The 22,576-nt window shown below is 72.4% G+C and carries 20 protein-coding genes and 2 riboswitches; of the genes, 6 read left to right on the forward strand and 14 right to left on the reverse strand.

Translation table 11 applies throughout. The features are described 5' to 3' along the window. Positions 1–15: 15 nt before the first annotated feature. Positions 16–522, reverse strand: coding sequence for a hypothetical protein (locus tag ACFVHO_RS26350; RefSeq protein ID WP_385719357.1), 507 nt, complete (start codon positions 520–522; stop codon positions 16–18). Positions 523–543: 21 nt separating this feature from the next. After that, positions 544–1,134 carry a hypothetical protein gene (locus ACFVHO_RS26355; protein ID WP_385719360.1) on the reverse strand — a complete coding sequence of 197 codons (591 nt, stop codon included), beginning with the start codon at positions 1,132–1,134 and terminating at the stop codon, positions 544–546. A gap of 583 nt (positions 1,135–1,717) precedes the next feature. Between ACFVHO_RS26355 and ACFVHO_RS26360 the strand changes: the two genes are divergently transcribed. Then, the gene (locus ACFVHO_RS26360) at positions 1,718–2,434 is read left to right on the forward strand and encodes a hypothetical protein (RefSeq protein WP_385719363.1); all 717 of its coding nucleotides are present in this window, start codon (positions 1,718–1,720) and stop codon (positions 2,432–2,434) included. A gap of 138 nt (positions 2,435–2,572) precedes the next feature. Here the strand turns inward: ACFVHO_RS26360 and ACFVHO_RS26365 are convergent, their stop codons facing one another. Both ACFVHO_RS26365 and ACFVHO_RS26370 read right to left on the reverse strand, forming a co-directional pair. Then, positions 2,573–3,037, reverse strand: coding sequence for an SRPBCC family protein (locus tag ACFVHO_RS26365; protein ID WP_385719365.1), 465 nt, complete (start codon positions 3,035–3,037; stop codon positions 2,573–2,575). A 2-nt stretch (positions 3,038–3,039) separates the two neighbouring features. After that, on the reverse strand, positions 3,040–3,921 hold the full coding sequence (locus ACFVHO_RS26370) for an RNA polymerase sigma-70 factor (protein WP_385719368.1): 882 nt from the start codon (positions 3,919–3,921) through the stop codon (positions 3,040–3,042). A 541-nt stretch (positions 3,922–4,462) separates the two neighbouring features. Here ACFVHO_RS26370 and ACFVHO_RS26375 point away from each other — a divergent pair. Then, the gene (locus tag ACFVHO_RS26375) at positions 4,463–4,813 is read left to right on the forward strand and encodes a hypothetical protein (RefSeq protein ID WP_385719371.1); all 351 of its coding nucleotides are present in this window, start codon (positions 4,463–4,465) and stop codon (positions 4,811–4,813) included. Positions 4,814–4,873: 60 nt separating this feature from the next. On the opposite strand, the gene ACFVHO_RS26380 is transcribed toward ACFVHO_RS26375, so the two are convergent. After that, the gene (locus ACFVHO_RS26380; RefSeq protein WP_385719374.1) at positions 4,874–5,701 is read right to left on the reverse strand and encodes an alpha/beta fold hydrolase; all 828 of its coding nucleotides are present in this window, start codon (positions 5,699–5,701) and stop codon (positions 4,874–4,876) included. Between the two features lie 78 nt (positions 5,702–5,779). On the opposite strand from ACFVHO_RS26380, the gene ACFVHO_RS26385 reads away from it, so the two are divergent. Together ACFVHO_RS26385 and sph are read left to right on the forward strand one after the other, a co-directional pair. Further along, complete coding sequence (locus tag ACFVHO_RS26385) at positions 5,780–6,418, forward strand: sigma-70 family RNA polymerase sigma factor (RefSeq protein ID WP_385719377.1); 639 nt, start codon at positions 5,780–5,782, stop codon at positions 6,416–6,418. A 168-nt stretch (positions 6,419–6,586) separates the two neighbouring features. Next, positions 6,587–7,564, forward strand: a complete 978-nt coding sequence (gene sph, locus ACFVHO_RS26390) for a sphingomyelin phosphodiesterase (RefSeq protein ID WP_385719379.1) — start codon at positions 6,587–6,589, stop codon at positions 7,562–7,564. A gap of 151 nt (positions 7,565–7,715) precedes the next feature. Here the strand turns inward: sph and ACFVHO_RS26395 are convergent, their stop codons facing one another. The 7 genes from ACFVHO_RS26395 to ACFVHO_RS26425 all read right to left on the reverse strand — a co-directional run bounded on the left by ACFVHO_RS26395 (position 7,716) and on the right by ACFVHO_RS26425 (position 17,973). Continuing rightward, positions 7,716–9,221, reverse strand: a complete 1,506-nt coding sequence (locus tag ACFVHO_RS26395) for an FG-GAP-like repeat-containing protein (protein ID WP_385719381.1) — start codon at positions 9,219–9,221, stop codon at positions 7,716–7,718. A gap of 200 nt (positions 9,222–9,421) precedes the next feature. Continuing rightward, on the reverse strand, positions 9,422–10,339 hold the full coding sequence (locus tag ACFVHO_RS26400) for a cobalamin-binding protein (RefSeq protein ID WP_385719384.1): 918 nt from the start codon (positions 10,337–10,339) through the stop codon (positions 9,422–9,424). Positions 10,340–10,354: 15 nt separating this feature from the next. Beyond that, a complete protein-coding gene (locus ACFVHO_RS26405; protein ID WP_385719419.1) occupies positions 10,355–11,149 on the reverse strand; it encodes an ECF transporter S component in 795 nt (264 codons plus the stop codon). A gap of 80 nt (positions 11,150–11,229) precedes the next feature. Then, positions 11,230–13,029: an ABC transporter ATP-binding protein gene (locus ACFVHO_RS26410; protein ID WP_385719386.1), complete on the reverse strand. Its 1,800-nt coding sequence runs from the start codon at positions 13,027–13,029 to the stop codon at positions 11,230–11,232. After that, entirely contained in the window at positions 13,026–14,225 is a 1,200-nt protein-coding gene (locus ACFVHO_RS26415) for an energy-coupling factor transporter transmembrane component T (RefSeq protein ID WP_385719389.1), read from the reverse strand. Before ACFVHO_RS26415 ends, ACFVHO_RS26410 begins: the two co-directional genes overlap by 4 nt. 2 nt (positions 14,226–14,227) lie before the next feature. Next, positions 14,228–15,163, reverse strand: a complete 936-nt coding sequence (locus ACFVHO_RS26420; RefSeq protein WP_385719391.1) for a hypothetical protein — start codon at positions 15,161–15,163, stop codon at positions 14,228–14,230. Continuing rightward, positions 15,160–17,973, reverse strand: a complete 2,814-nt coding sequence (locus ACFVHO_RS26425) for a prenyltransferase/squalene oxidase repeat-containing protein (RefSeq protein WP_385719394.1) — start codon at positions 17,971–17,973, stop codon at positions 15,160–15,162. The genes ACFVHO_RS26420 and ACFVHO_RS26425 overlap by 4 nt, the downstream gene beginning before the upstream one ends. A gap of 105 nt (positions 17,974–18,078) precedes the next feature. Next, a riboswitch (cobalamin riboswitch) is annotated at positions 18,079–18,227 on the reverse strand. 64 nt (positions 18,228–18,291) lie between these two features. Beyond that, positions 18,292–18,367: riboswitch (cobalamin riboswitch) on the forward strand. Positions 18,368–18,502: 135 nt separating this feature from the next. On the opposite strand from ACFVHO_RS26425, the gene ACFVHO_RS26430 reads away from it, so the two are divergent. Beyond that, positions 18,503–19,921, forward strand: coding sequence for a hypothetical protein (locus tag ACFVHO_RS26430; protein WP_385719396.1), 1,419 nt, complete (start codon positions 18,503–18,505; stop codon positions 19,919–19,921). A 76-nt stretch (positions 19,922–19,997) separates the two neighbouring features. Here the strand turns inward: ACFVHO_RS26430 and ACFVHO_RS26435 are convergent, their stop codons facing one another. Together ACFVHO_RS26435 and ACFVHO_RS26440 are read right to left on the reverse strand one after the other, a co-directional pair. Continuing rightward, positions 19,998–20,537 (reverse strand): FABP family protein, encoded by a 540-nt coding sequence (locus ACFVHO_RS26435; RefSeq protein WP_385719399.1) that lies wholly within the window; start codon positions 20,535–20,537, stop codon positions 19,998–20,000. A 112-nt stretch (positions 20,538–20,649) separates the two neighbouring features. After that, positions 20,650–21,477, reverse strand: coding sequence for a hypothetical protein (locus tag ACFVHO_RS26440; RefSeq protein ID WP_385719401.1), 828 nt, complete (start codon positions 21,475–21,477; stop codon positions 20,650–20,652). A gap of 191 nt (positions 21,478–21,668) precedes the next feature. Here ACFVHO_RS26440 and ACFVHO_RS26445 point away from each other — a divergent pair, with 191 nt between their 5' ends. Further along, on the forward strand, positions 21,669–22,502 hold the full coding sequence (locus tag ACFVHO_RS26445) for a hypothetical protein (protein ID WP_385719404.1): 834 nt from the start codon (positions 21,669–21,671) through the stop codon (positions 22,500–22,502). The last annotated feature ends 74 nt before the right edge of the window (positions 22,503–22,576 follow it).

Here is a 22,576-nt window from a genome sequence, read left to right on the forward strand (position 1 = left end):
GTGGGTGCGGACCTCTTAGTCCTGCTCTCCGGATTCCGGCTTGTTGATTCGCGGAACAGGCTTGAACGGACCGAACTCAGGCCGCTGTTGCTTCGCCAGATGTCGATGCCACTGCTTGACGCACCACCAGGCGAACACGATGGGCACGAAAGACAGCACCGTGGGAACCAATGGCGGCAGCCCCGGCCACAGAGGCATTGGCCACGCCACCGCGACGACGATCGGAGCCACGACGGTCAGGCCCAGCAAGAGCGCGCCCCACACGTCGTCGACCCGTCCCCACCACGAACGGCTCTCAAGACATGACTGAACCGACATCAGCACGGCTACTACGAACGCCACGGCCGGGGCGATCAACCAGGGTGACGCGGGCAGGCCTCGGTTGCCGAAGAGTTCGCCGATGAAGGTGGCCGGGATGTACGCAACGAGCAGGAACGTAAGAGTGGAGAGAACACCGCTGCCCAAGTTGCCGAGCTCGTCGTCGGTCGAATCCCGCGCGGATGAGTCCAGGTTCTGCTTCATGGGTGGTCTTCCCTACTGTTTCTACATGCACGCATGGGCCAGATCGGGGAGCCCCGTGGAGTTGACGATGAGGTTCACGATGTCATCGTCAAGGCCCTTTGGAACGGTACGGTGCTTGATGAACGACCAGACGGCCTTCCATGCCTTTTTGCCTTTCTTGACGAGCTTCCACGCCTTGGCGATGCCGATTCCGTTCTCGGCCGCGAACTTCGCCACCCCGGCCGCACATCCGAACCAACCGAACGCCACTAACGCGCCCTGAGCATGCTGCTTCTGGTTCAGGAAGTCGCTGACCTCACGGAGCGCATCCTTGTCGCCAGCTTCGACTCTCTTGATCAGCGGCTCAGGGATCGAAGCGATGAGGTCGAAAGCGCGCTTGACCGCCGCCTCTCCTTCCTCATCGCTGACTCCGGCCAGCATGGGGTCAACATCTGGGGACGCGGCGCCGGTCCGAGCCTGCATCACAACAGCGGATATCGAAGCCCGCGCCGCGTCCTCGTGGACACGGTCGGCAGCAACTGCCGATCCAGACAGTCCCGTGCCAACAATTGCCGCGGCGACGAGACCGGCAACTGCCGTGCTGAGCCTGCGTCGTTGAGTGCTGTTCTGCACGCGCCGTACTCCTTAAAGCACATACTGCATTCACTTGAGGGCATGGCTCACAACCCAACCCCTTTGGGAGGACAGCGTCGGCACCAGCGTCGCGCAGTTCGTCGGCCGAGGTGCGCCCCATGGCTACGGCGACCATCCGGACTCCGGAGTCCAGCCCTCCCTCAACGTCAGCGAGCGTGTCCCCCCAGGAACACTGCGCTGTCGGGCCGGGTGGCGGAACGCGTAAGGGCTGTGCGCAGCAACTCCGTTCGCTTCTCTCCGCCCTCGCCATACGCCCGGTCGTCAAGTCGCAGGTACGTGTCGAGACCGAAGACAGCGACCTTGACCTCCGCGGCCGCACGAACGGAACGGTCCTCCCGCGACGGCATCCCGGAGATGGCACATGTTTGGAATCCGCGTGCACTTCGCGCCCGCGCTGCTGGTCGGCTCGCCGACGCGGCAGCGGGGTGCCACAACCGGCATCCGGGCCGCTAGGCCATACGAGGTACCTCAAGCGTGCTCGCGCACCCTCCACGCCCCGCATCACTAGCTTGGTGAGCACATGCCTTGACCGGCGGCGTCATCGGTTCGAGAGGAACGTGCCATGCACAGGTTTTCCGTTGTCGCGGCAGCAGTTGCAGGAGCCATCGGCCTTACCCTGGGAAGCACCGCTGCGGCAGAGCAGTCAGGGGCACGGCCAGCCGAGCGTTATCTGAATCTCCACCAGTGCGTGTACGTCGGTAGTGGCGGGCACTACACGAACGTGCTGCCGAACACGGCGAATTCCGCCTTCAACACGGGAACGAACGTTTCCAACACGCCGGACAGCGTGCTTTCCTGCGGTCCCGGGGGCGGGGGCTGGAGGCCTGCGCCCGCCAATTCCGCGGTGAAGGCGTTCGACCTGGCCGCTGGTCGGTATCTGAACGTGCATCAGTGCGTGTACTTCAATGCCGGGCAGCACTACACAGCCGTGCTCCCGAACACCCCGAACGTCAACTTCAACACCGGCACCAACGTCTCCAACACGGCCGACACAGAGCTGAACTGTGGCCCTGGTGGGGGCGGCTGGCGGTTGCTCCCGGCCAACTCCGCCGTCAAGGCGTTCGACCTGGCCGACAACCGGTACCTCAACCTGCATCAGTGCGTGTGGACTTCGAGCGGGCAGTACTACATGGGCCTCCTGCCCAACACTCCCAACGCCAACTTCAACACTGGCACCAACGCGTCACGCACAGCCGACACCACGCTGAACTGCCGCTCCGGTGGCGGGGGTTGGGCATTGAACCGTACCGACTCGGCATATCGGCCCCTGGGGGGTTGAGCCTGGACTGACGCTCGGCCTGGCGCCACCCTGCGGCCGCCCGGAGCAGGCGTCACCGCGAGCACGGGTGGGGTTCCCGACGGCTTCCCCACCCGTGCCGACGGCTCTTCGGGGCCAAGGGCTCGTGCGAACCAGGACTCACTTGGCAGCCGAGGCCCGAGGCCTGGACAGCGCGCTGTTGGCCGCGTCCAGGATGTTGCCGAAGGTGCGGGTGATGATCGGTCGCGCGACGCGGCGCGTGAGGAAGCCGCCGAGCAGCGGGACGGGGATCTCCGCGCGGGTGGTCCAGCGCACCAGCGTGCCGCCCTCGACCTCCTCGAACGTCATCCGGCCGAGTTCGTGCCGGGACGGCGGGAAGCTGCGGTCGACCACGTACTCGGTGGCGTACGGCGGGTCGTAGTGGGTGATGCGCTCCCGGAACCAGCCGATCAGCCACAGGTGGTTGCGCACCGCGCCGACGCCGTAGGGCGCGGACTCGCCGGGGCGGTCGAGGCGGCAGCGGACCACCAGGGGGGAGCGCGTGTAGTTGGTGGTCGTGGTGAGCCAGTCGAAGACTTCCTCGACGGGTGCGGCGACGACGCGTTCAACGATCATGGTTTCCACGGTTAGTTGCCTCCTCTGTCGAGCGGGAGCACTGTCTCTGCGCGGTGCAGCTTGTCCGGGTTGCGCATGCCGTAGAGGCCGGCGATGCGGCCGTCGTGGATCTCGAAGGCGACCAGCCAGTCCAGTTCCCCGTCGGTGACGAACCGTGCCGCGGGCATGCCGTTGTACGTGGCGTACTCGACCTGGGTCGCCTCGGTGGTGGTCTTGATCACGCCGAGGACGAACCGGGCGACCTCGGCGCTGCCGACGATCGGGCGGCGGGCGGCGACGACCTTCCCGCCGCCGTCGGAGATCTGTACGACGTCGGGCGCCAACAGGTCCATCAGCGCCTGCACTTCGCCGGTCGACGCCGCGAACAGGAACCGCTGGACGATCTCCCGGCCCGCGTCCGAGTCGGGCTCGAAGCGGCGGCGGCGCGCGTGCACGTGGCGGCGGGCGCGGTGGGCGATCTGCCGGACGGTGACCTCGGTCTTGCCGATCGAGGCGGCGACCTCGCCGTGCGTGTAGCCGAACACGTCGTGCAGCACGAACACGGCGCGCTCGGTGGGGTTCAGGGTCTCCAGGACCAGCATCATGGCCATCGACACCGACTCGGCGAGGATCGCGTCGTCGCTGACGCCGGGCTCGGTCCGGATCGGCTCGGGCAGCCAGGAGCCGACGTAGTCCTCGCGCCGCGCCTTGGCCGCGCGCAGATGGTTGAGGGACTGCCGGGTCACGATGCGGACCAGGTAGGCGCGCGGATGCTCGACCGTGGCCGGATCGACCGCGCGCCACCGCAGATAGCTCTCCTGCAGCACGTCCTCGGCGTCGGTGGCGCTGCCCAGCATCTCGTAGGCGATGGTGAACAGCAGCGGCCGGTGCTCGGTGAAGGCGTCCTCAGCCACGGCCCACCCCCGGCACACGTACGCGTCGACACTTGCGCATCACACCCTGCTCCTCTCGTCGGACGCCCATCGAGACACCTCGCGCCGGAAAACCGTGACAGGTCGACGGTGTGATTCGCTTCACAATGCGCGGAAGGGGAGTTCACAGCGTGGGGAGCAGGAAGCGGAAGGGGCGGCGGCAGGGGCCGCGGGCTATGGCCACGGGTGTGGATACAGCTGCTTCGGCCCGACGGCGGGCGCTCGGGGTCGACCGCGCCCCTCCGCGCGCGCCGTCGCGACGAATCGCCCCGAACAAGGTGCGACTTCAACGAGTCGCTGCGTCAATACGGCAGACCGGGGCATAAGGATGGCGGCGCGGTAGGGACGTTCTCCGGCCGCGGCAGCGGTGCCGGGCGCGCCCGGCCGGGCAGATCGCCGCCTCGGGGTGACGCGGGGCGACGCGCGACGGCCGCGGACTCGTCGACACCTCCGCGGAACGACCGTGCCCTGTCCGCCTCACATCCCGCACTCCGCACCCCCCCACCCCGCACTGGAGACGTTGATGACCGACCACCGCGCCTTGGCTGCGGGCGCCGCTCTGTTCACCGTGAGCGCCGTGTACGCCGCACAGTCCCACGCCTGGCTCCCCGCCGTCGGCCTCGTGCACGGGGCCGGACTCCTTGCCGCCCGGGCCCGGCGCGAGCGCGCCGCCCAGCGCTGCGCACGGGCGCTCGCGCAGCGCGCCGAACTCGCCGCGCGCCCCAGCCCGGAGCCCCCGTTCGCGCCGTCCCTGTTCAAGGAGGTCAGCCGCGGCTGGACCGAACTGAACGCGGCGTGCTGTCTGCACGCGTGGCTGTCGCGGGGCGGCGAGCACGACCCCGCGCACTGTCGCGGGACGGCACCGGCGACCTGAGCGGCCCACGGCACGTGGTCCCCGTGGGCGCTCGACCCGGGAATCCCCCAGGCGGCCCCGTCAGCCCAGGAACGCCGCGGTGGCCGCCACGAACCGGTCGGCGTCGTCCAGCCAGGGGTAGTGCGCCGCCCCGGGCTGCACGACGCAGGTGGCGTGGGGGAACAGTCCGGCGAACTCCGCCGTCGGCGCGGGCGGGCTGTTCAGGTCGAACTCTCCGGCGAGCAGCAGGACGGGCGCCGCGAGCGCGGTGAGCGCCGCGCGGGTGGCTTCCGGGGTGAAGGCTCCCTCGGCCCCGAAGCGGGCGACGGCCTCGTCGTTGGCCGGTTGTCCGGCCGTGTGGTGCCGGGCGGTCTCCTCGTCCCAGCGGCCGTAGAAGAAGGGCGCGAGGGCATCCCAGTCGCCGCCCGTGCCCCGGGTGATCGCTTCCAGGGCGGCGTACGCGGCCGGGAACCACGGCTCACCCTCACGGCTCCGTGCGAGCGCGCGGCGCTCCTCCCCCGTGACCGCGATGCCGACGGCCCGGGAGCCGGGGGCGATGAGGGCGAGCCTGCCGACGCGGGCGGGGTGGCGGGCCGCGTACTGGGTGGCGATGTTCGCGCCGGCGGAGTGGCCGAGCAGGTCGATCTCGGGCAGGCCGAGGTGGGCGCGCAGCGCCTCGACGTCGTCCACGAGGCGGTCGCAGCGGTAGGAGGACGCGTCCTCGGGCAGCTCGGAGCGGCCGGTGCCGCGCAGGTCGAGGACGATCAGCTTGCGATGCGCGGACAGGCCGCCGAGGTCGCCGAGGTAGGCGGAGTCCGCCGGGCCGCCGGGGACGCAGACGAGCGGGGCGCCGCGGCCGGTCTCGCGGTAGGCGAGCCGGGTTCCGTCGGGTGCGCAGAAGGTGGGCATGGCCCGGATACTGCCACCCATAACCTGGTTATACAACCCGGTTATGACGCCCTGTGCCGACAGGTGTATAACCGGGTTGTGGCACGCGAAGAGAGTGAGCGGCGAAGCCCCGGGTCACCGACCGGGGAGCCGACGGGAACGCTGACCGAGGAACAGGCCGAGCGGATGCTCGCCTCCATGAACGAGGTCATCCGCGCGGGCGAGGAGATGCGCGCGCTGCGCGCCGAGATGATCAAGGTGTTCGTCCGCTTCGGCTGGACCCAGGACAGGATCGCCCGGCTCACCGAGATGAGTCAGCCCGCGGTGTCCAAGCAGGTGGCCAAGTACAGGCAGGACGAGACGCCGCCCCCGCCGGACCTCTCCCTCGACCAGCACGACGTCCCGTGGCTCGAAGGGCGCCTGTGGGGCCTGGCCGAGGAGATCGTCGAGAGGTCACCGGACGTGGCCCACTGCGCCCGCCACGTCCACGCCGTCGCCCGGGGCAAGAAGCGCTTCACGCCGCAGCACGTCGACGAGTTGCGGCGCCTCGTCGAGGAGGACCTGAGGCGGCGCGACCCCGGGCTGCCCCGCGCCTTCCGCGACGCCTACGACAGGATCAGCCGCGGCCTCGACGTCCCCGTGCGCACGGCCCCCGCCACCACGGCCGCCGCCCCGGCCTCCGTGCGCCGCGCCCTCGCCTGCCAGATCCAGCGCGACCGGCTGCGCCACGACTCCTGACGCGCGGGGCCCGACGGAGAGCGACGGACGCTCCAGGTGTGGAAGTTGTGACGACACGTCAAGTGATCAACACATGCACGCCACCTGGGCGTAACCGGCGCTGCCTTGGATGACGGCGCCGGTGTCGCCCTCGCGGACCGGTCCCCCACCCCCACAGGGAGAACCCTCATGCCCCACTCCACGCCGCGTACGTACACGGTCGGCGCCACCGCCGTGGCGCTGGCCGCGACGGCGACGCTGGTGGCCACGGCCCCCACCGCGTCGGCGGCGGAAACCCCGCAGCTGAAGGTGCTCACGTACAACGCCTTCCTGTTCAGCAAGACGCTGTACCCGAACTGGGGCCAGGACCACCGCGCCAAGGCGATCCCGGCCGCCGGGTTCTTCCAGGGCAACGACGTCGTCGTCCTCCAGGAGGCCTTCGACAACTCCGCCTCCGACGCGCTCCAGGCGAACGCGAAGGCCGCCTACCCGCACCAGACGCCGGTGATGGGCCGGTCCAAGAGCGGCTGGGACGCCACCGGTGGCGCCTACTCCGCGACGACCCCGGAGGACGGCGGCGTGACCGTCCTCAGCAAGTGGCCGATCCTGCGCAAGGAGCAGTACGTCTACAAGGACGCCTGCGGCGGGGACTGGTTCTCCAACAAGGGCTTCGTCTACAGCGTCCTGGACGTGAACGGCACCAAGGTGCACGTCGTGGGCACCCACGCCCAGTCCACCGACCCCGGGTGCGCCGCGGGCCAGGCGGCCCGGACCCGCGCCGCGCAGTTCAAGGAACTCGACGCCTTCCTCGACGCCAAGAAGATCCCCGCGAACGAGCAGGTCCTGGTGGCGGGCGACTTCAACGTGGACCGGCACAGCGACGAGTACGCCTCGATGCTCACCGACGCCGGGCTCGCCCCCGCCGACGCCCGCACCGGCCACGCGTACTCCTTCGACACGAAGGACAACTCGATAGCCTCCGAGCGCTACCCGGACGACCCGCGCGAGGACCTCGACTACGTGCTGCACCGCGAGGGCCACGCCCGTCCCGCGAACTGGAGCAACGACGTGGTGAAGGAGACCACCACGCCCTGGAAGGTGTCGAGCTGGGGCAAGGAGTACACGTATGACAACCTGTCCGACCACTATCCGGTGATCGGCCGCTGAGGCGGAGCGGCAGGAACCACCACGGGACAGGACCCACAACGGGACTGGAACGACGACGGGGCAGGAACGACGACGGGGCGGGGAGGGTGCGCACGGCGTGTGCCGAGCGCACCCTCCCCGCCCCTGAGCCGCCGGGTCGGCGGCCGTCGGGTCAGCGCAGTTCGCTGCCGAAGAGCGCCGCGACGGACGGCGCCGCGAGGTCCTTGGGTCCGAAGGCCACGGCGTTCGTGACGGTCAGGCCCGTGGAGGTGCCGCGCAGGGACCACAGGGCACCCGCGTCGGCGTTCTCGTGGACGGAGGAGGCGGCCAGGTCCTTGCGGCCGTCGCCGTTGACGTCGAGGAGGGCGGTGGCGGCGCCGAACTGGTCGTTCTTCTCGGCGACCCCGGGGACGCCCGCCGTGTTCTGGTGGAAGACCTGCGCGCCGGTACCGGTCACGCCGGAGGCGCTGCCGCGCACGAGGACGACCGAGCCCGCGTCGGTGACGCTGCCCACGTCCTCGCCGGGGACGCCGAGCGCGACGTCGGCGTAGCCGTCGCCGGTGACGTCGCCGACGGAGAGGGCGGCGCCGAACTGATCGCCCTCCTCCTCGGCGCCGGGCACGCCGGGCAGGTCCTGGTCGAACTTCTGGACGCCGTCCTTCAGTCCGTTCGCGGAGCCGTAGGCGACCGTGACCTTGTTCGCCTCGTCCTCGGTGTTGCCGGACACGAAGTCGTCGTACTTGTCGCCGTTGATGTCGCCGACCGCGACGGCGCCGCGCGAGCCGGGGGCGTCGCCCCGGGTGAAGCCCTTGGGGCTGCCGTAGAGGACGCTGTTGCCCCACGAGCCGTCGCCGTAGTAGTCGTTCATGGCGATGTCGGCGCGGCCGTCGCCGTTGATGTCGCCGACGGCCTGGGGGATGACCGGGCCCTTGACGGAGCTGGGGCCGTCCACGCAGACGTCGGGGTTCTGGATGCAGGCCGGGCTCGGGCGCTCGTCGTCGTCATAGCTCGACCACTGCGACTTCTCCATGAAGTCGAGCGTGCCCGCGGGGGTGCCGGTGCGGGTGAGCGGGCCCTTCCAGAGCTTCGCCTTCTGGCCGACCGGGTCGTCGCCGTGGTAGGCGACTCCGGCGAACAGGGCCAGGTCGGTCTTGCCGTCGCCGTCGAAGTCGCCCGCCTGCGGGCGGAACCCGTAGGTGGCGATCTTCGTGCCGCCGGTCAGGCCGGACTTGGAGCCCCACAGGACCACCGCGCCCGCGCTGCCGGCCTGGCCGCCGGAGCCGATGACCAGGTCGGTGAAGCCGTCGCCGTCGAGGTCGCCCTTGGTGAAGGACCGGCCGAACTCCTGCTTGGTGGCGGCGGCGCCGGGGACACCGCTGGTCGAGCGGCTGATGATCTTCTTCTGGGCCGGGTCGAGACCGTTCTTCGTGCCGTACGTCACCGCGACGTACCCGGCCTGCTTCTTGCCGGAGACGGTGGCGCCGGGAGCGCCGACCACCAGATCGGCGTACCCGTCGCCGTTGAAGTCGTCGGAGGCCTTGGCGGCGGCCTTCTTGGCGGTGGGGGCGGCGGCCTCGGCCTGGCCCTGCCCGAGGGACCAGGCGGTGAACCCGCCCGTCAGCAGGAACGTGGCGATCAGAGGTGCGGTGAGTCGTACTCGACGGCTTGCTCGCGACATATGGCTTCCTGGGGTTCCTTCGATCGGAGGTCGGCTGGGCGAATGTCCAAGCGGACGGACGACTGCCCGATGGGCGAATGTCCGGCGGAATTCACCACTGCTTCATGTCACTTGACCCTCAACGATGGCCAATGGTTGTGCACCGATGCTGAGGACCCAGCCGTCCCACGCGGCGTCGAGAACTCCTCGGCGGGCGGCCCTCAGCGCAGCCGCCTGGCCTCCTCCTCGCGGACCGGTTCCCCGGCCGTCACCCCGTGCAGCACCTGGGCCAGGACCTCCGCGCCCCGCACCACGCGCGGGCCCGGGCGGTTGAAGTACGCCGGGCCGTCCAGGACCCAGACACGTCCGTCCCGTACGGCGGGCAGCTCCGCCCAGCCCGGCAGCGCCTCCAGGAGCGCGCGTTCCCGCAGGGTGCGCTCCGGGCTGAAGCCGCAGGGAAGGACGAGCACGACATCCGGCCGGGCGGCGCGCACGGTCGCCCAGTCCATGGGCCGGGTGTGCTCGCCCGGAGCCGCGAGCAGCGGTTCGCCTCCCGCGCAGTCGATCTGTTCGGGAACCCAGTGGCCCGCGGGCCACAGCGGGTCCAGCCACTCGATGGCGACGGTCCGCGGACGGGGGCGCCCCCGCGTCAGGTCCCGCACCGTCGCGAGCCGCCGCCGCAGCTCCTCCCTGCGTGCGCGCGCGACCGCGCCGACCCCGAGCAGCTCGCCGACGCGCACGACACAGTCCAGGACGTCGTCCAGGAGCCGCGGCTCCAGACTGAGCACCCGGGGTCCTTCGCCGTCGAGGACCCGCACGGCGTCCCGCACGCTCTCGTACGACACCGCGCACACGTCGCACAGGTCCTGGGTGAGCACCACGTCGGGGGCGAGCCCGGACAGGGCGGCGACGTCGAGGGTGTAGAGCGAGGAGCCGCGGTGCGTACCGCCGCCGACGGCCGCGGAGATCTCCCGGCTGGCGAGCGCGTCCGCGGAGAACCCGGCCGCGGTGACCACGGGCACGTCGGCCACCCGCGCGGGCGGCCAGTCGCACTCGTGCGTGCGGCCCACGAGGTCGTCGATCAGGCCGAGTTCGGCGACGATGTCGGTCGCCGCGGGGAGCAGGGAGACGATGCGCATGCCTCGACCGTACGTTCAGGGACCGCCGGGCGCCCCGTTCGCCCCCTCGGCCCCGTCCCCGGCCGGGCGCGCGGCCGGTGCGAACCGCACCGGCGCCTGGAAGCGGGCCTTGCGGGCGGCGCGCCGGAAGACGGTGAGCACGGCGGGTCCCGCGAGCATGACGCAGACGAAGTTCGTCACGGCACGCCCGGTGTCCCAGCCCAGGGACGTCGCGAGGTCGAAGGCGAGGTAGCGCTGCCACTGCTCGGTGAAGGGCAGCCCGGGCAGGTAGGCGATGGAACTGTTCGGGTCGAGGGAGAAGGGCCAGAAGGACAGGTTCAGGAGGAACCCGAAGAGATAGCCGGACAGCGATCCGTACACCGCGAGCATCAGCACTTCGAGCCGACCTGTGGCCCTCGGCAGGAGGCCCGCGAGCATGCCCACGAAGGCGCAGCCGAACATCTGGTACGGCATCCACGGCCCGACCCCGCCGGTGATGAGCGCCGAGGCGAACAGCGAGGTGCAGCCGAGGGTGAAGCCGAAGCCGGGCCCGTACACGCGCCCGGCGAGCACGAGGATGAAGAAGACGGTCTCGATCCCGGCCGTGCCCGCGCCGAGGGGCCGGATCGCCGCGTTCACGGCGGAGAGCACGCCGAGCATCGCGAGCGCCTTGGAGTTGATGCCGCCCTCGGCGATCTCCGAGATCACCACGCACAGCACGAGGACGAGCAGCACGCCGAAGATGAGCAGGGGCGCGTACGTCGAGCCGAAGGTGCCGGGGGCGACCACGAACGGCCAGAAGAACGCCACCACGCCGAGGAACGCGGCCATCGCGATGACGACTCCGGCCCGGGGCGTGATCCGGATCGCGGTGGTACGGATCGCGCTGGTACGGGGCTGTGCGCGCCCCTTCACCGGTCGCCACCGGCTTCGGCCTTCGTGCCCGCGGCCACCTTCGAGGCCTGCTCCGGCGCGGGCGCCGTCGGCACCCCGTCCACCGAGGCCCCGTCGGCCGATGACCGCTCCGCCGCCAGCGCCGCCGACGCCTGTTCCACCGTCAGATACGGCAGCGGCGCGAGCACCTTGGCCACCTGTGGCGCGAACACCGGCGAGGCCACGATCACCTCGGCGGCCGGGCCGTCCGCGACGATCTCGCCCTCGGCCATCACGACGACCCGGTCGGCGGTCCGCGCGACGAACTCCACGTCGTGCGTGGACACCACGACAGCGCGCCCCTCGGCCGCCAACTCGTCGAGGATCGCCGTCAGTTGGGCCTTGGCGCGGTAGTCGAGGCCACGCGTCGGCTCGTCCAGGAGGACCACACCGGGCGCGGCGGACAGCTGGATCGCGAGGACCAGGGCGAGCTTCTGGCCCTCGGACAGGTCGCGGGGGTGCGTGCCGCCGTCGATGCCGGGGGCGAGGCGGTCCAGGATCGCGCGGGCGCCGGGACCGTCCGCCACCGCCGACTCGGCGTCCGCCTGGTCGAGTTCCTGCCGCACGCTCTCCAGGTAGAGGAGGTCCGTGGGGGTCTGCGGCACGAGCCCGACGAGGCGCCGGGCCTCGGTGGCGGAGACGGCGCCCGGGTCACGGGAGCCGTCCTCCTTGCCGGGGCCCGGGTCGCTGGAGCCGCTCCCCCTGCCGGGGTCCGCCCCGAACGGCGCCACCCGCACCGTCCCGCCCGTCCGCGCCCCCGATCCCTGGAGCGCCCACAGCAACGACGACTTGCCGGAGCCGTTGCGGCCCATCAGGGCGGTCGTCTCGCCGCCGCGCAGCGCCACGTCGGCCTCGCGGACGGCGGGCAGGGCCTGGCCCCGGTAGCGGACGCTGACACCCCTGGCATCGAGCAGCCGGGGCTGTCCGGCCGCCGGGGCCGGGGGCCGGGCGGCGGGGACGGGCGCCCCGGCGAGGCGGGTGCGCAGCGGGGCGGCGGCGCGGCGCGCGTCGCGGACCGACAGGGGCAGCGGCGTCCAGTCGGCGCGGCGGCCGAGCTCCACCACCGGCGGGGCGATCGCGGTCGTGCGGAAGATGTCGGCGGGCGGCCCGGAGACCACCCGGCCGTCGCCCGGCAGGTACAGGACGCGGTCGGCGTACTGCACGACCCGCTCCAGGCGGTGCTCGGCGAGCAGGACGGTGACGCCGAGGTCGTGCACGAGCCGGGTGATCGCCGCGAGGACCTCCTCGGCTGCGGTCGGGTCGAGGGCGGAGGTGGGCTCGTCGAGGACCAGGACGCGTGGGTGGGCGGTCAGGACGGAGCCGATCGCGACGCGCTGCTGCTGGCCGCCGGACAGCTCGTGCAGGGCGCGGTGGCGCAGGTCGGCGAGGCCGAGGAGGTCCAGGGTCTCCTCGACGCGCTTGCGCATGGTGGCGGGCGGCACCGCCAACTGCTCCATGGCGTAGGCGAGTTCCTCCTCCACGGTGTCGGTGACGAAGCCGTCGATGGGGTCCTGGCCCACCACGCCCACGACGTCGGCGAGTTCCCGGGGCGGGTGTCCCGCGGTGTCGCGGCCGTCCACGGTCACCGAGCCGTACAGGGTGCCGCCGGTGAAGTGCGGGACGAGTCCGTTGACCGCGCCGAGGAGGGTGGACTTGCCGACGCCGGTGTGGCCGACGACGAGGCAGAGTTCGCCCTCCTCGACGGTCAGGTCGACGCCGCTGAGGACGGGTTCGACGGTGTCGTCGTACTGGACGCTGACGTGGTCGAAGGTGATCACTTGGCGGAGGCTTTCTCGGATCGCCGTGCGGGCACGCGCGGGGCGGCCTGCGGGGCGGTGGTGGGCAGCGGCGGGGGCGCGAGGAATCCGGCGGCGCCCGCGAGCAGGATCGCCGCCGCCGGGACCAGCGGCAGCGTGGGCCAGCTCAACGGGTAGAGGGACGGGTTGAGTTCGGCCGCGTCGAAGCCCACGTTGGTGAACAGGAGCACGGCGGAGAGCACTCCGCAGGCGGCGACGGCCCACTCCTCGAACCGCCACGGGTCGGGCCGGTACGCGGTCCGGGTGACGCGCCGCCCGCCGAGCCGCAAACCCGCCACGCACAGCACCGCCCCGGCCGCGAGCGCGGGCAGCCCGAGGAACGGGGGCGTGGAGGCGTCGAGCAGTCCGTACGCGCCGGCGCACAGGCCGCACATGCCGAGCAGCATCAGCGCCCCGGTCAGCCGCCGGGATGCCTTCGTGGCGCTGCCCGCCCTGCCGTAGCCGCGCGAGTCCATGGCCGCGGCCAGGCGCAGCGAACGCTCCAGGGCGTCCTCGAGGACGGGTACGACGACGCCGCGCAGGGCCCGCAGCCCCTTGGTGCGGCCCGCGCGAAGGCGCCGGGCGCGGTGCACGCGCTGCACGCTCTGCACGAGTTGCGGGGCGACGCTGATCGACACGGTGACGGCGACGCCGAGTTCGTACAGCGCGCCGGGCAGGACGCGCAGCGCCCGCTTGGGGTTGGCGAGGGTGTTGGCGGCGCCGATGCAGCACAGCATGCAGGCGAGCCGCAGCCCGTCGATGGCGGCCGACAGGACGGCCTCCAGCGAGACGGGGCCGCCGAGTTGGATGCCCGCGTACCAGTCGGGAGTGGGGATGTGAGGCAGGGAGAACAGGAAGTGGTCGTGGGGCGTGATGCCGGTGGCGAAGACGGCCCGGAACACGACGCGGATCGCGACGACGGTGAGCGCCAGGTACAGGTAGTACTTGAAGCCGCGCGCCCACGGCGCCTCGGTGCGGCGCATGCCGATCACATAGCCGAGGACGGAGAGGACGAGGAACAGCAGCAGCGGGTTGTTGGTGCGGCTCACGGCGGTGGCGAGCGCGAGCGCCCACACCCACCAGGCCAGCGGGTGCAGGGTGCGCGGCAGCCGGCGCTCGTCCGCGCCCGGCAGGACACCGGGCGCGGACGGACGTGCGGTGGCGTTGCGGAGGCGCACCCCTACTCCGTACGACGGCGACGCTTGGCCGCGTACGCGCCCGCGCCGCCGACAAGGAGGACCAGGGCGCCGGTGAGGGCGGCCGGTACGTACGAGCCCGAGTCGTGGTCGGCGTCGGCGGCCGGGGCGGCGTCGACGACCTTGGTGGACGGTTTCGGCGCGGCCTTGGCCTCGCCCGCGCCGGAACTCGCGGACGGCGAGGGCTTCTTGGTGGCGGAGGGCGACGGCGACTTCTCGCGCTTCGCCTTCTCCTTCTTCTTGTCCTTCTTCTCCTTGGGGGCGGGCTTCTCCGTCACGGGACGCTCGGGGGCGGGGCCGGTGTCGACGCCGGGCGGCAGCGGCTTCGCGGTCTTCGTCTGGTGCGGCGCGGGGGCCTTGCCGCCGACGGGGCGGGAGTTGCGGGCGCGCAGCTGGTTCGGGCTGACCGTCGGACGGCCCTTGGTGCCCTCGATGTTGGTGCCGCCGAAGATCCACAGGTCGACGCTGCCCGGCTTGGGCTTGTAGAGCATGGCGCCGAGCTGGCTGTACTGCCAGGTGTTCGCGCCGGGGTCGGCGTGCCAGTACGACCAGTAGGCGGTGGCGGGCGGGGTGAGGACGCAGTCGTCCTGCGCGGGCGTGGGGAACTGCTTGCCGCCCTTGTAGCCGCTGTAGCCGATGCGGCAGATGAACGCGGGGCCGTCGTGGCCGGTGCCGGTGGTGCGCCAGCCCCCCTGGTTGAGCAGTTCGTAGCCGGTGGTGGGCGTGGTGCCGCAGGAGCGCAGGATCGGCCCGCCCCAGTCGCTGAAGTCGACGGCGAGCACCGCACCGGACGTGGTGGTGCACTGCCCGATGGGCCGGGGCGCGGCCGCGGCCTGGCCGGTGGTGGCGGCGAGCGCGCCCGCGGCCAGGGCGAGGGCGGCCGCCGCGCTCAGCGCGGTGCGCGCGAGGCGGCGGATCACCGGCTGCCTCCCGCGAGTCCGCCGCGGCGCCGGGCGACGACCACGGTGCGCCAGCCCGCGAGGCACAGGACGACGGCGGCGAGGGCGAGCCCCGTCACCTGGGCGCCGGTCGAGGCGAGGGGGCCGGTCGGGGTGTCCCCGGCCGCGGATCCGCCCGGCCCGCCGCCGGGAGTGACGATGTCGGTGTCGCCACCGTCGCCGGGCGCCTGCGAGGGGTCGTCCGAGGACGCGCCCGGCGGCTGCGGCCGGGTGCCGTCGAGGTCGCGTACGAGCGTGCCGAACGAGGTGCCGATCGCGCCGCCCAGCGCCTGCGTCGAGGCGCGGACGTCGGAGCCGCGCTGCCCTCCGGCCGCCACGTTGAAGCCGCCGTCCCGGTTCTGCTGCTTGGCCAGGAACTTGCGGGCCTTCTTGATCTGGGCCTTGTACTTCGGGGCGTCCAGGGACAGGCCCTGGACCGCGAGGGCCGCGGAGTTGACGGAGTCACCGGACGCGCCGGGGAACCCGCCGCTGCGGAGCTGCTTGGACGCGATCCACTTCAGGGCCTTGGCGACGGCCTTCTTCGAGCGGGTGTCACCGGCCAGGTCCAGGGCCATCGCGGCCATGGCGGTGGAATCCACCTCGGAGTCACCGGTCGGCGGGATGAGGCTCGGCCAGGCACCGGAGGTCTTCTGCAGGCTCCGCAGGTACGTGAGGGGGGTGGCGGCCGCGCGCTTCTCGCCCGCGCGCAGCTGCGCGATGACGGCGAGGGACTGCGAGAACACCGAAGGGGCGTACTTGTAGGCACCCTTGGCGGCGCAGCTGCGGTCCGCGCCCTGGCTCTTCTTCTTGCACACGGCCTTGCCGAGCGCCGCGACCAGGTCGTGCCCGGCGAAGTCGCGCGGGTCGCGGCCGACGGCCTGGGCGAGCAGCGCGACCTTGCCGATGGAGCCCCCGGCCGCGTGCGAGGTGCCCACGCCCGTCCAGTCGTTGACGGTGCGCCGCCCGGAGCTGGCGTCCTTGCCCTCGCCGTCGAGGAAGTCGACGATCCCGCGCAGCTTGTTGTTGTTCGTGCCGGTGGCGGCCAGCGCGTAGGCGCCGTCGATGGTCAGGCCGTAGTCGGCGAAGCCGGTCCCGGAGACGTTCTCGTAGTAGTGGCCCTTCTTCAGCCGGGAGCCCGCCGTGAGGTAGGCGGTGCCCTTCTTCAGGTCGGGGCCCTCACCGGCGCGCCACGGCGGCTTCACCCCGGAGGTCGGCGGCTTCACCGGGTCCGGGTCGGAGGGGTCGGTGGGCGGCTTCGTCGGGTCGACGGGCGGCTTGGTCTGGTCGGGGCGCTTGGTGGTGAGCGCGGCCAGGCTGGTGCGCGCGCCCGCGAACGCGGCGGCCCAGGTCGGGAAGATGGCCGGGTCGGTGGCGCCCTCGTCGGAGCCGAAGCCGCCGGACTTCGTCTGCTGCCGCGACAGCCAGGACACGGCGGCGTCCGCGCGGACCGTGTCGCCGAGGAGCCGCATCGCCTGGGCGGACCTGGCGGTGGCGGTCACGTCTCCGGTGGTCACGCCGGGGTAGGCGGCGACGGCACCGGTGGGGAGCTGGGCGCCGCGCAGGTTCTTGCGGGCCTTCGCCACGGTGTCGGTGTGGCCGCCCGCCTGCTGGAGCGCGATGGTCGCGTAGGGCGTGGTGGCGGGGTCGCTGTAGGAGCAGGTGTCGCCGTCCCGCAGCAGCGTCGGGCTGAAGCCGCCGTCCTTGCACTGGTGGGCGGCGACGCGTGCGACGGCGTCGGCGGGGACCTTCCGGCCCGCGCGGTGCAGCGCGAGCACGGCGAGGGCCTGGGTCTCCACGTCGCCCACACCGGGGAAGTCGCCCTTGGCGACGCAGTCGGCGGTACCGCCCGCGGTGCACACGCTCCTGCCGAGGTCACCGGCCAGGTTGTGGCCGCCGAAGGAGTGCGGGTCGCCCTCGGTGCTCTCGGCGAGCAGCGCCAGCAGGGACGCGCCCATCGGGCTCGGGGCCTTGCCCGTGCCCTGCGGGTAGGCGAACTCCTCGGTGCGCGCGGCGAGGTAGGACTTCATCCGGTCGAGGGTGGTACTGCGGCCCTTGGTGGCCGCGAGGGCGAGGGCGGTGTGCGCCGTCTGGTAGAGGTTGGCGTTCTCGGCACCCTCGTCGCGGACGTGGTCGCCCCCGGTGAGCCGGCCCCTGAGCCAGGCGTCCGCGGCCTTCAGGTCGACCTTGCCTGGCTTGACGTCGGGCGGGTTGTCGCCCGGGTCGGTCTGGCCGCCCGCGCGCACCTGGGCGGGGGTGAACGTGGGGCCGCCGCTGGTGCCGTCGGGGTCGGTGGCGCCGAACACCCAGGCCTCGACGGAGCCGTTTTTCGGATTCTGGCTCATGGCGCCGAGCGGGCTGTACGTCCAGTAGTCCTGGCCGGGCGGGGCGATCCAGTACGACCAGTAGGCGGTGGCGGGCGGGGTGAGCTTGCACTTCTCCTGGCCCGGCGTCGGGTACTGCTTGCCGGAGTTGAACTTCTTGTGCCCGAGGCGGCAGATGAAGGCGGGCCCGTCGTGCTCGGTGCCCTCGGTGCTGAATCCGGCCTCGTGCAGCAGGTCGTAGCCGGTCGTCGGAGTGGCGTCGCAGCCGCGCACCACACCGCCGCCCCAGTCGGCGAAGTCCACCGCGACGACCGCGCCCTTGGTGCGCGTGCAGGAGCTCATCGGATCGGCCGCGGCGGGAGTGGCCGGGCCGAGCAGCAGGACACCGCCGCCCAGCGCTGTCGCGGCCGCGCACAGCAGCGCGAGACCTCTCGTGCGTATGCTCCGGACCCGTCCGGTTCCCTGCCCCACCACTGCCCCCTGGGCGTCTGCCGCGGCGGAGTCCGCGTGGTGGCAGGTCCGGGGCCGGGGCCCGCGTGGAGAAACCGTCCGAACCACGCCGTAGTCCGCGACGGCGTCAATCGCTTGCCCTCAGTCCAGGTAATCCGGCTCGCCCGCCGGGCACTTGAGGCGCTCGGCGAACCTACGGTTGCGGGTCAGCGCCGGACTTCGACCGGCTTCCCCTGATGACTGAGCTTGGAATCGGCCGAATTAGAGCACAGTTGCGAATGTGATGGCAAGGGTGTGCGGGTTCTGTGAGGTTCGAGTACCGTCCTGTGCTGCCGATCGGGGGAATCTGGTGGGAACCCAGAGCTGACGCGCAGCGGTGTGGACCGGCAGGGAGCCGGGCCGAGCCCGAATGCCCGAACGGCCAGCGTCAATGGACGTCGACCCCACGCGCTCGGGCGACGGCCGCGTGTCGTCCGGCTCGGGTCCACGCACAGGGGACCGGCCGCGGGGGACGTGAGGCCGCCGCCCCCTCATCCCGGGAGCCCCCGACATGACCTCGACCCGTGCCGCCCGCCGCACCCTCCTCGCCGTGCCCACCGCCCTCGGCGCGGTGGGCGCCCTCGTCCTGACCGCGCTCCCCGCGGCCGCCACCGCCACGCCCGGCCAGATAGCCACGTCCAAGACGAACGGCGTGAGCTATCTCAGATCCCTGCAGGGCGCCGACGGTTCGTACGCGGGCGCGGGCCTGTCCAACGAGTGGGCGTTCTCGGCCTTCGCCTCGGCGGGCACGGCGGCCGCCGACGTCAGCCCCGGCGGCGACACCTCCAAGAACGCCCGCACCGTGTACCGCGCGCACCTCGCGGCGGCGGGCTGGCCGGGCACCTCGCCGGTCGTCACCGACTACGAACGCGGCATCATCAACGCCTACTCGGCGGGCATCGACCCGGCCCGCGTCTCGGCGAGCCGCAACCTGATCGCGGACACCTACGCGCACTGGCAGAACTCCGCGCCGGGCTACTGGGGTTCGCCGTCCAACTTCAACGGCACGGTCTTCGCGCTGATCTCGCTGGGCGGCGCCAAGACCCAGTCCGGGGCCAAGCGCGTGCCGCAGGCGCTGCTCGACCGGTCCGTCGCCACGGTCCGCGCCAACCAGCACAACGACGGCGGCTGGAACTTCGGCAAGGCCGAGGGCGACCCCGACGCGCTCGCCACGCCCGGCGACATCGACATGACCGGCGCCGCGATGGCCTCCCTGTGCGTGTCCGGGGTGCCCTCGACCGACCCCGCCATCACCAAGGCCAGGGCCTTCCTGAAGTCGAAGCTCATCAACAACTCCGGTGCGTTCGCCGCCATGTTCGGCGCCAACACCGACTCCAACGGCTGGGCCGTGTCGGGCCTGAACGCCTGCGGCATCAACCCGCAGACCGGCGACTTCCTCACGCCCGCGGGCAAGACCCCGGTGGACTTCCTCATCGCCCAGCAGTTCAAGCCGGGCGGCGGCTTCAAGTACCTGCCGACCGACACCACGCCGTCCGCGTACGCCTCCATCGACGGCCTTCGGGCCGTGGCCGGGGGCGGTTTCATGGCGGCCCCGCCGACCCCGACGACGACGGGCGCGTCCCGTTGGGCCGCCACCGCCGACTTCACGCCGGGCACCGCGACCAGCCTCGCCCTGACCGTCGACGACGGCACGTCGCTCAAGGTCTGCTCCGTCGCCTTCACGCCGACCGCGAAGACCACCACGCTCGGCGCGGTCCTGGACGCGGCGTCGTCGTCGGCCACCCCGGCGGGCTGCGTCACGTCCGTCACGCCGGGCAGCGGCACCGGCACGATCACGGCCCTCAACGGCAAGGCAAACAGCGGCGGTTCGACCTGGAAGGCGAGCGTCGACGGCGCGGCGGCCGCGGCCGCCGCGCGGGACAAGGAGATCAAGCTCGGGGACACGATCTCCCTGCGGTACGGCGGCTGACTCCCCCGCGGTACGGCGGTGACGGCCGCGAACGGCCGCGCCGGGTGGCCCGTTCGGCCTCTCCGGCGCGGGCGGCCTACCCCTCGCGCCGCAGCAGCGCCCGCAGATGGTGCTGCAACGGCTGGCCGACGGCCGCGAGGTCGTGGACGAACGTGAGCGTGTCGTCGGCGAGGGTGTAGCGGCGGCGGGTGGCGTCGACCTCCTTGGCGGTGGGGGTGCGGGCCACCTCGTGGGTGCTGAGGTCGACGGTGCCGTCGGCCGCGTGGCCCACCGCGATCTCCGCGATGCCCGTCGGCTGGGTGATCAGCGCCTCCACCCGGCCGTCGGGCTGCACCCGCCACCAGCCGCTCTCCCGCGCCGAAGGACGCAGCGGCGCGTCGTCGGCGTCGAGGAGCCAGGCGCGGGCCTCGTAGCGGAGGAAGGGGCGGCCGTCGTGGCTGAAGGTGACCTCCTGCGCGTACGTGAAGTCGGCGGCGAGCGTCGGATAGGTGCCCTGCCCCCGGCCGTGCCAGGTGCCGAGGAGCCCGAGCACCGGCGTGAGCAGCGCGTGCGGCGCGGGTGCCCGGTCCGGCCGCAGGCCGTCGGGGTAGGGGTTCTCCGGTACGGCGTCGAACACGGTGCGCGCTCCTGGGATCGGGGTCGGGGGCGGGGCCGGGTGGAAGCCTAGGGCCTGTCCGGTGGGTCGGCACTGGAAGGCCGCCGTCCACGCCGCCGTCCACGCGGGCGTCCTAAGCAGGCGTCCGCCCCGCCCCCGCTCGCCCGCCCTCGGCCAGGAAGGCCCGTGCCGACGCGATGAACGCGTCCCGCTCCTCGTCGAATCCGGTGCGCGGCCGCAGCCAGCGGTCCTCGGCGACGAGGTAGTTCCAGGACACCGGGTCGCCCGCGACGGCGAGCAGCAGCCGCAGGTCGTCCTCCGTCAGGACGCCGCTCTCCACCGGCGCGCCGTCGTCCGCGAGGACGCCGCTCTCCCTGATCAGGTACTCCAGGAAGTCCAGGTCGTCGGGGCGGTCGTCCTCGTCCCGTTCGCCCCACCCCTCCAGCAGGTCGTGGGCGACGAAGGCACAGCCGTGGGCGTCGTCCTCGCACCACTCGGCGTTGCCCGGACACCACCGCCGTTCCAGGGCGCGCAGCGCGGACCGCACCACGGCCCGCCGGGCGGCGTACCGCTCCATGCGCGCGCACCGTTCCCGCACCGCCTCCGCGTGCCGCACGACGCACTCAGGACCGAGGACCCGCAGCCCCGAGCACGCCTCCGTCAGCGCCTCGCTCCGGGAGCGCAGTGTCTCCGTCCGGGAGCGCGCGTCGATCTCCCCGAGCCGCCACACCGCGTCGGCGAACGCGTCCGAGGCGCGCAGGAACACCGTCCACGCCTCGCACCGCTGCGCCTCGAGGCGCAACTCACGTTCCACGGCCGCCTGCGAGCCCATCGACTCCAGGGCGACGCGCCGCCCGAACACCGGCTGCCAGCGCGCCACCACGACGGCGGCGAGAGCCGCCACTCCCGAGAAGGCGGCTCCCAGCGCCGTGAGAGCCGTGTGCACATCCTGTACGCCCATCCCCCGCAGCCTGCCGTCCGGCGGCCCAGCACCCCGGCATATGACAGCAACAGCACGCACCTTGTGCTCATCGCGGCACAACGGTGTCGCCCGATGTCCATGCCCGACCGAAGGCGCAAGGCTCCCACCCGTCTCCCCGGTGCCGCCGGGCCGGTTGTCGGACCGTCACAACTGTGACGTAGCGTGTCGGCATGTCCACGCCGCCACCACCGCCCCCGCAGGGCTTCGGCCCAGCTCAGGCCCCCTACGGGCAGCAGCCCCCACCGTCGCCGTACGCCCCGCCGCAGGACCCGGGACAGGCCCCGCCCCAGGGCCAGTACGCGCCCTATCCCGCTGCTCCCGGGCCCGCTCCCTGGGGCGCGCCCTATGGCGGACCGCCGCAGAACGGGCGTCGCACCGGCAAGATCCTCGGCATCGTCGGGGGCGTCGTGGGCGCCGTCATCGTGATCCTCGTCGCGCTCGCCCTGATCGGCAGCTCCACGGACGCCGGGTTCCCGGAGGCAAAGTACCGGCTGCGCATGCCGGGCAAGCTGCTCAACGGCACCTACAAGCTCGCGCAGGACCTCTCCGACACGGCGGGCCGGAAGGTGGTCGAGGAGAACAAGAACCGGTCCAACGTCCGGGACCCGAAGGCGGTCGTCGGCCAGTTCAACGGCCGGGGCACGTTTTCACAGAACGCGCTCGTGGTCTCTGGGATGTACGGGCGCTTCAAGGACCCCGGCAAGGCCCGTTCGGACCTGATGAAGGGCTCCGCCGACGCGGAGGGCGCCTCGGTCGCCGTCCCCGCGCGGGACATCACCCCCAAGGGCTCCGACCTCACCGTGCGCTGCCAGGTCCTCAAGTCGTCGCAGAACGGCGTGACGAGCAACGTTCCGCTGTGCGCCTGGGCCGATGACAACACCGGCGCGGCCGTGGGCCTGGTCACCCCCGAGAGCGCGACGCAGGACCCCGACGACATCGACCTCGACGAGCTCGCGGAGACGACGCTCAGGGTGCGCGAGGAGATGCGCGAGCCGATCGGCTGACGTACCGGCACCTGGGGCGGGGGGGCGGGGGGGCCCGCCCCCCCCCCCCGAGTCTGTCGCGGAGCGACAGGGGT

Origin of the sequence: Streptomyces sp. NPDC127108 (assembly GCF_042677545.1) — a bacterium.
In the GTDB taxonomy this organism is placed as follows: Bacteria; Actinomycetota; Actinomycetes; order Streptomycetales; family Streptomycetaceae; genus Streptomyces.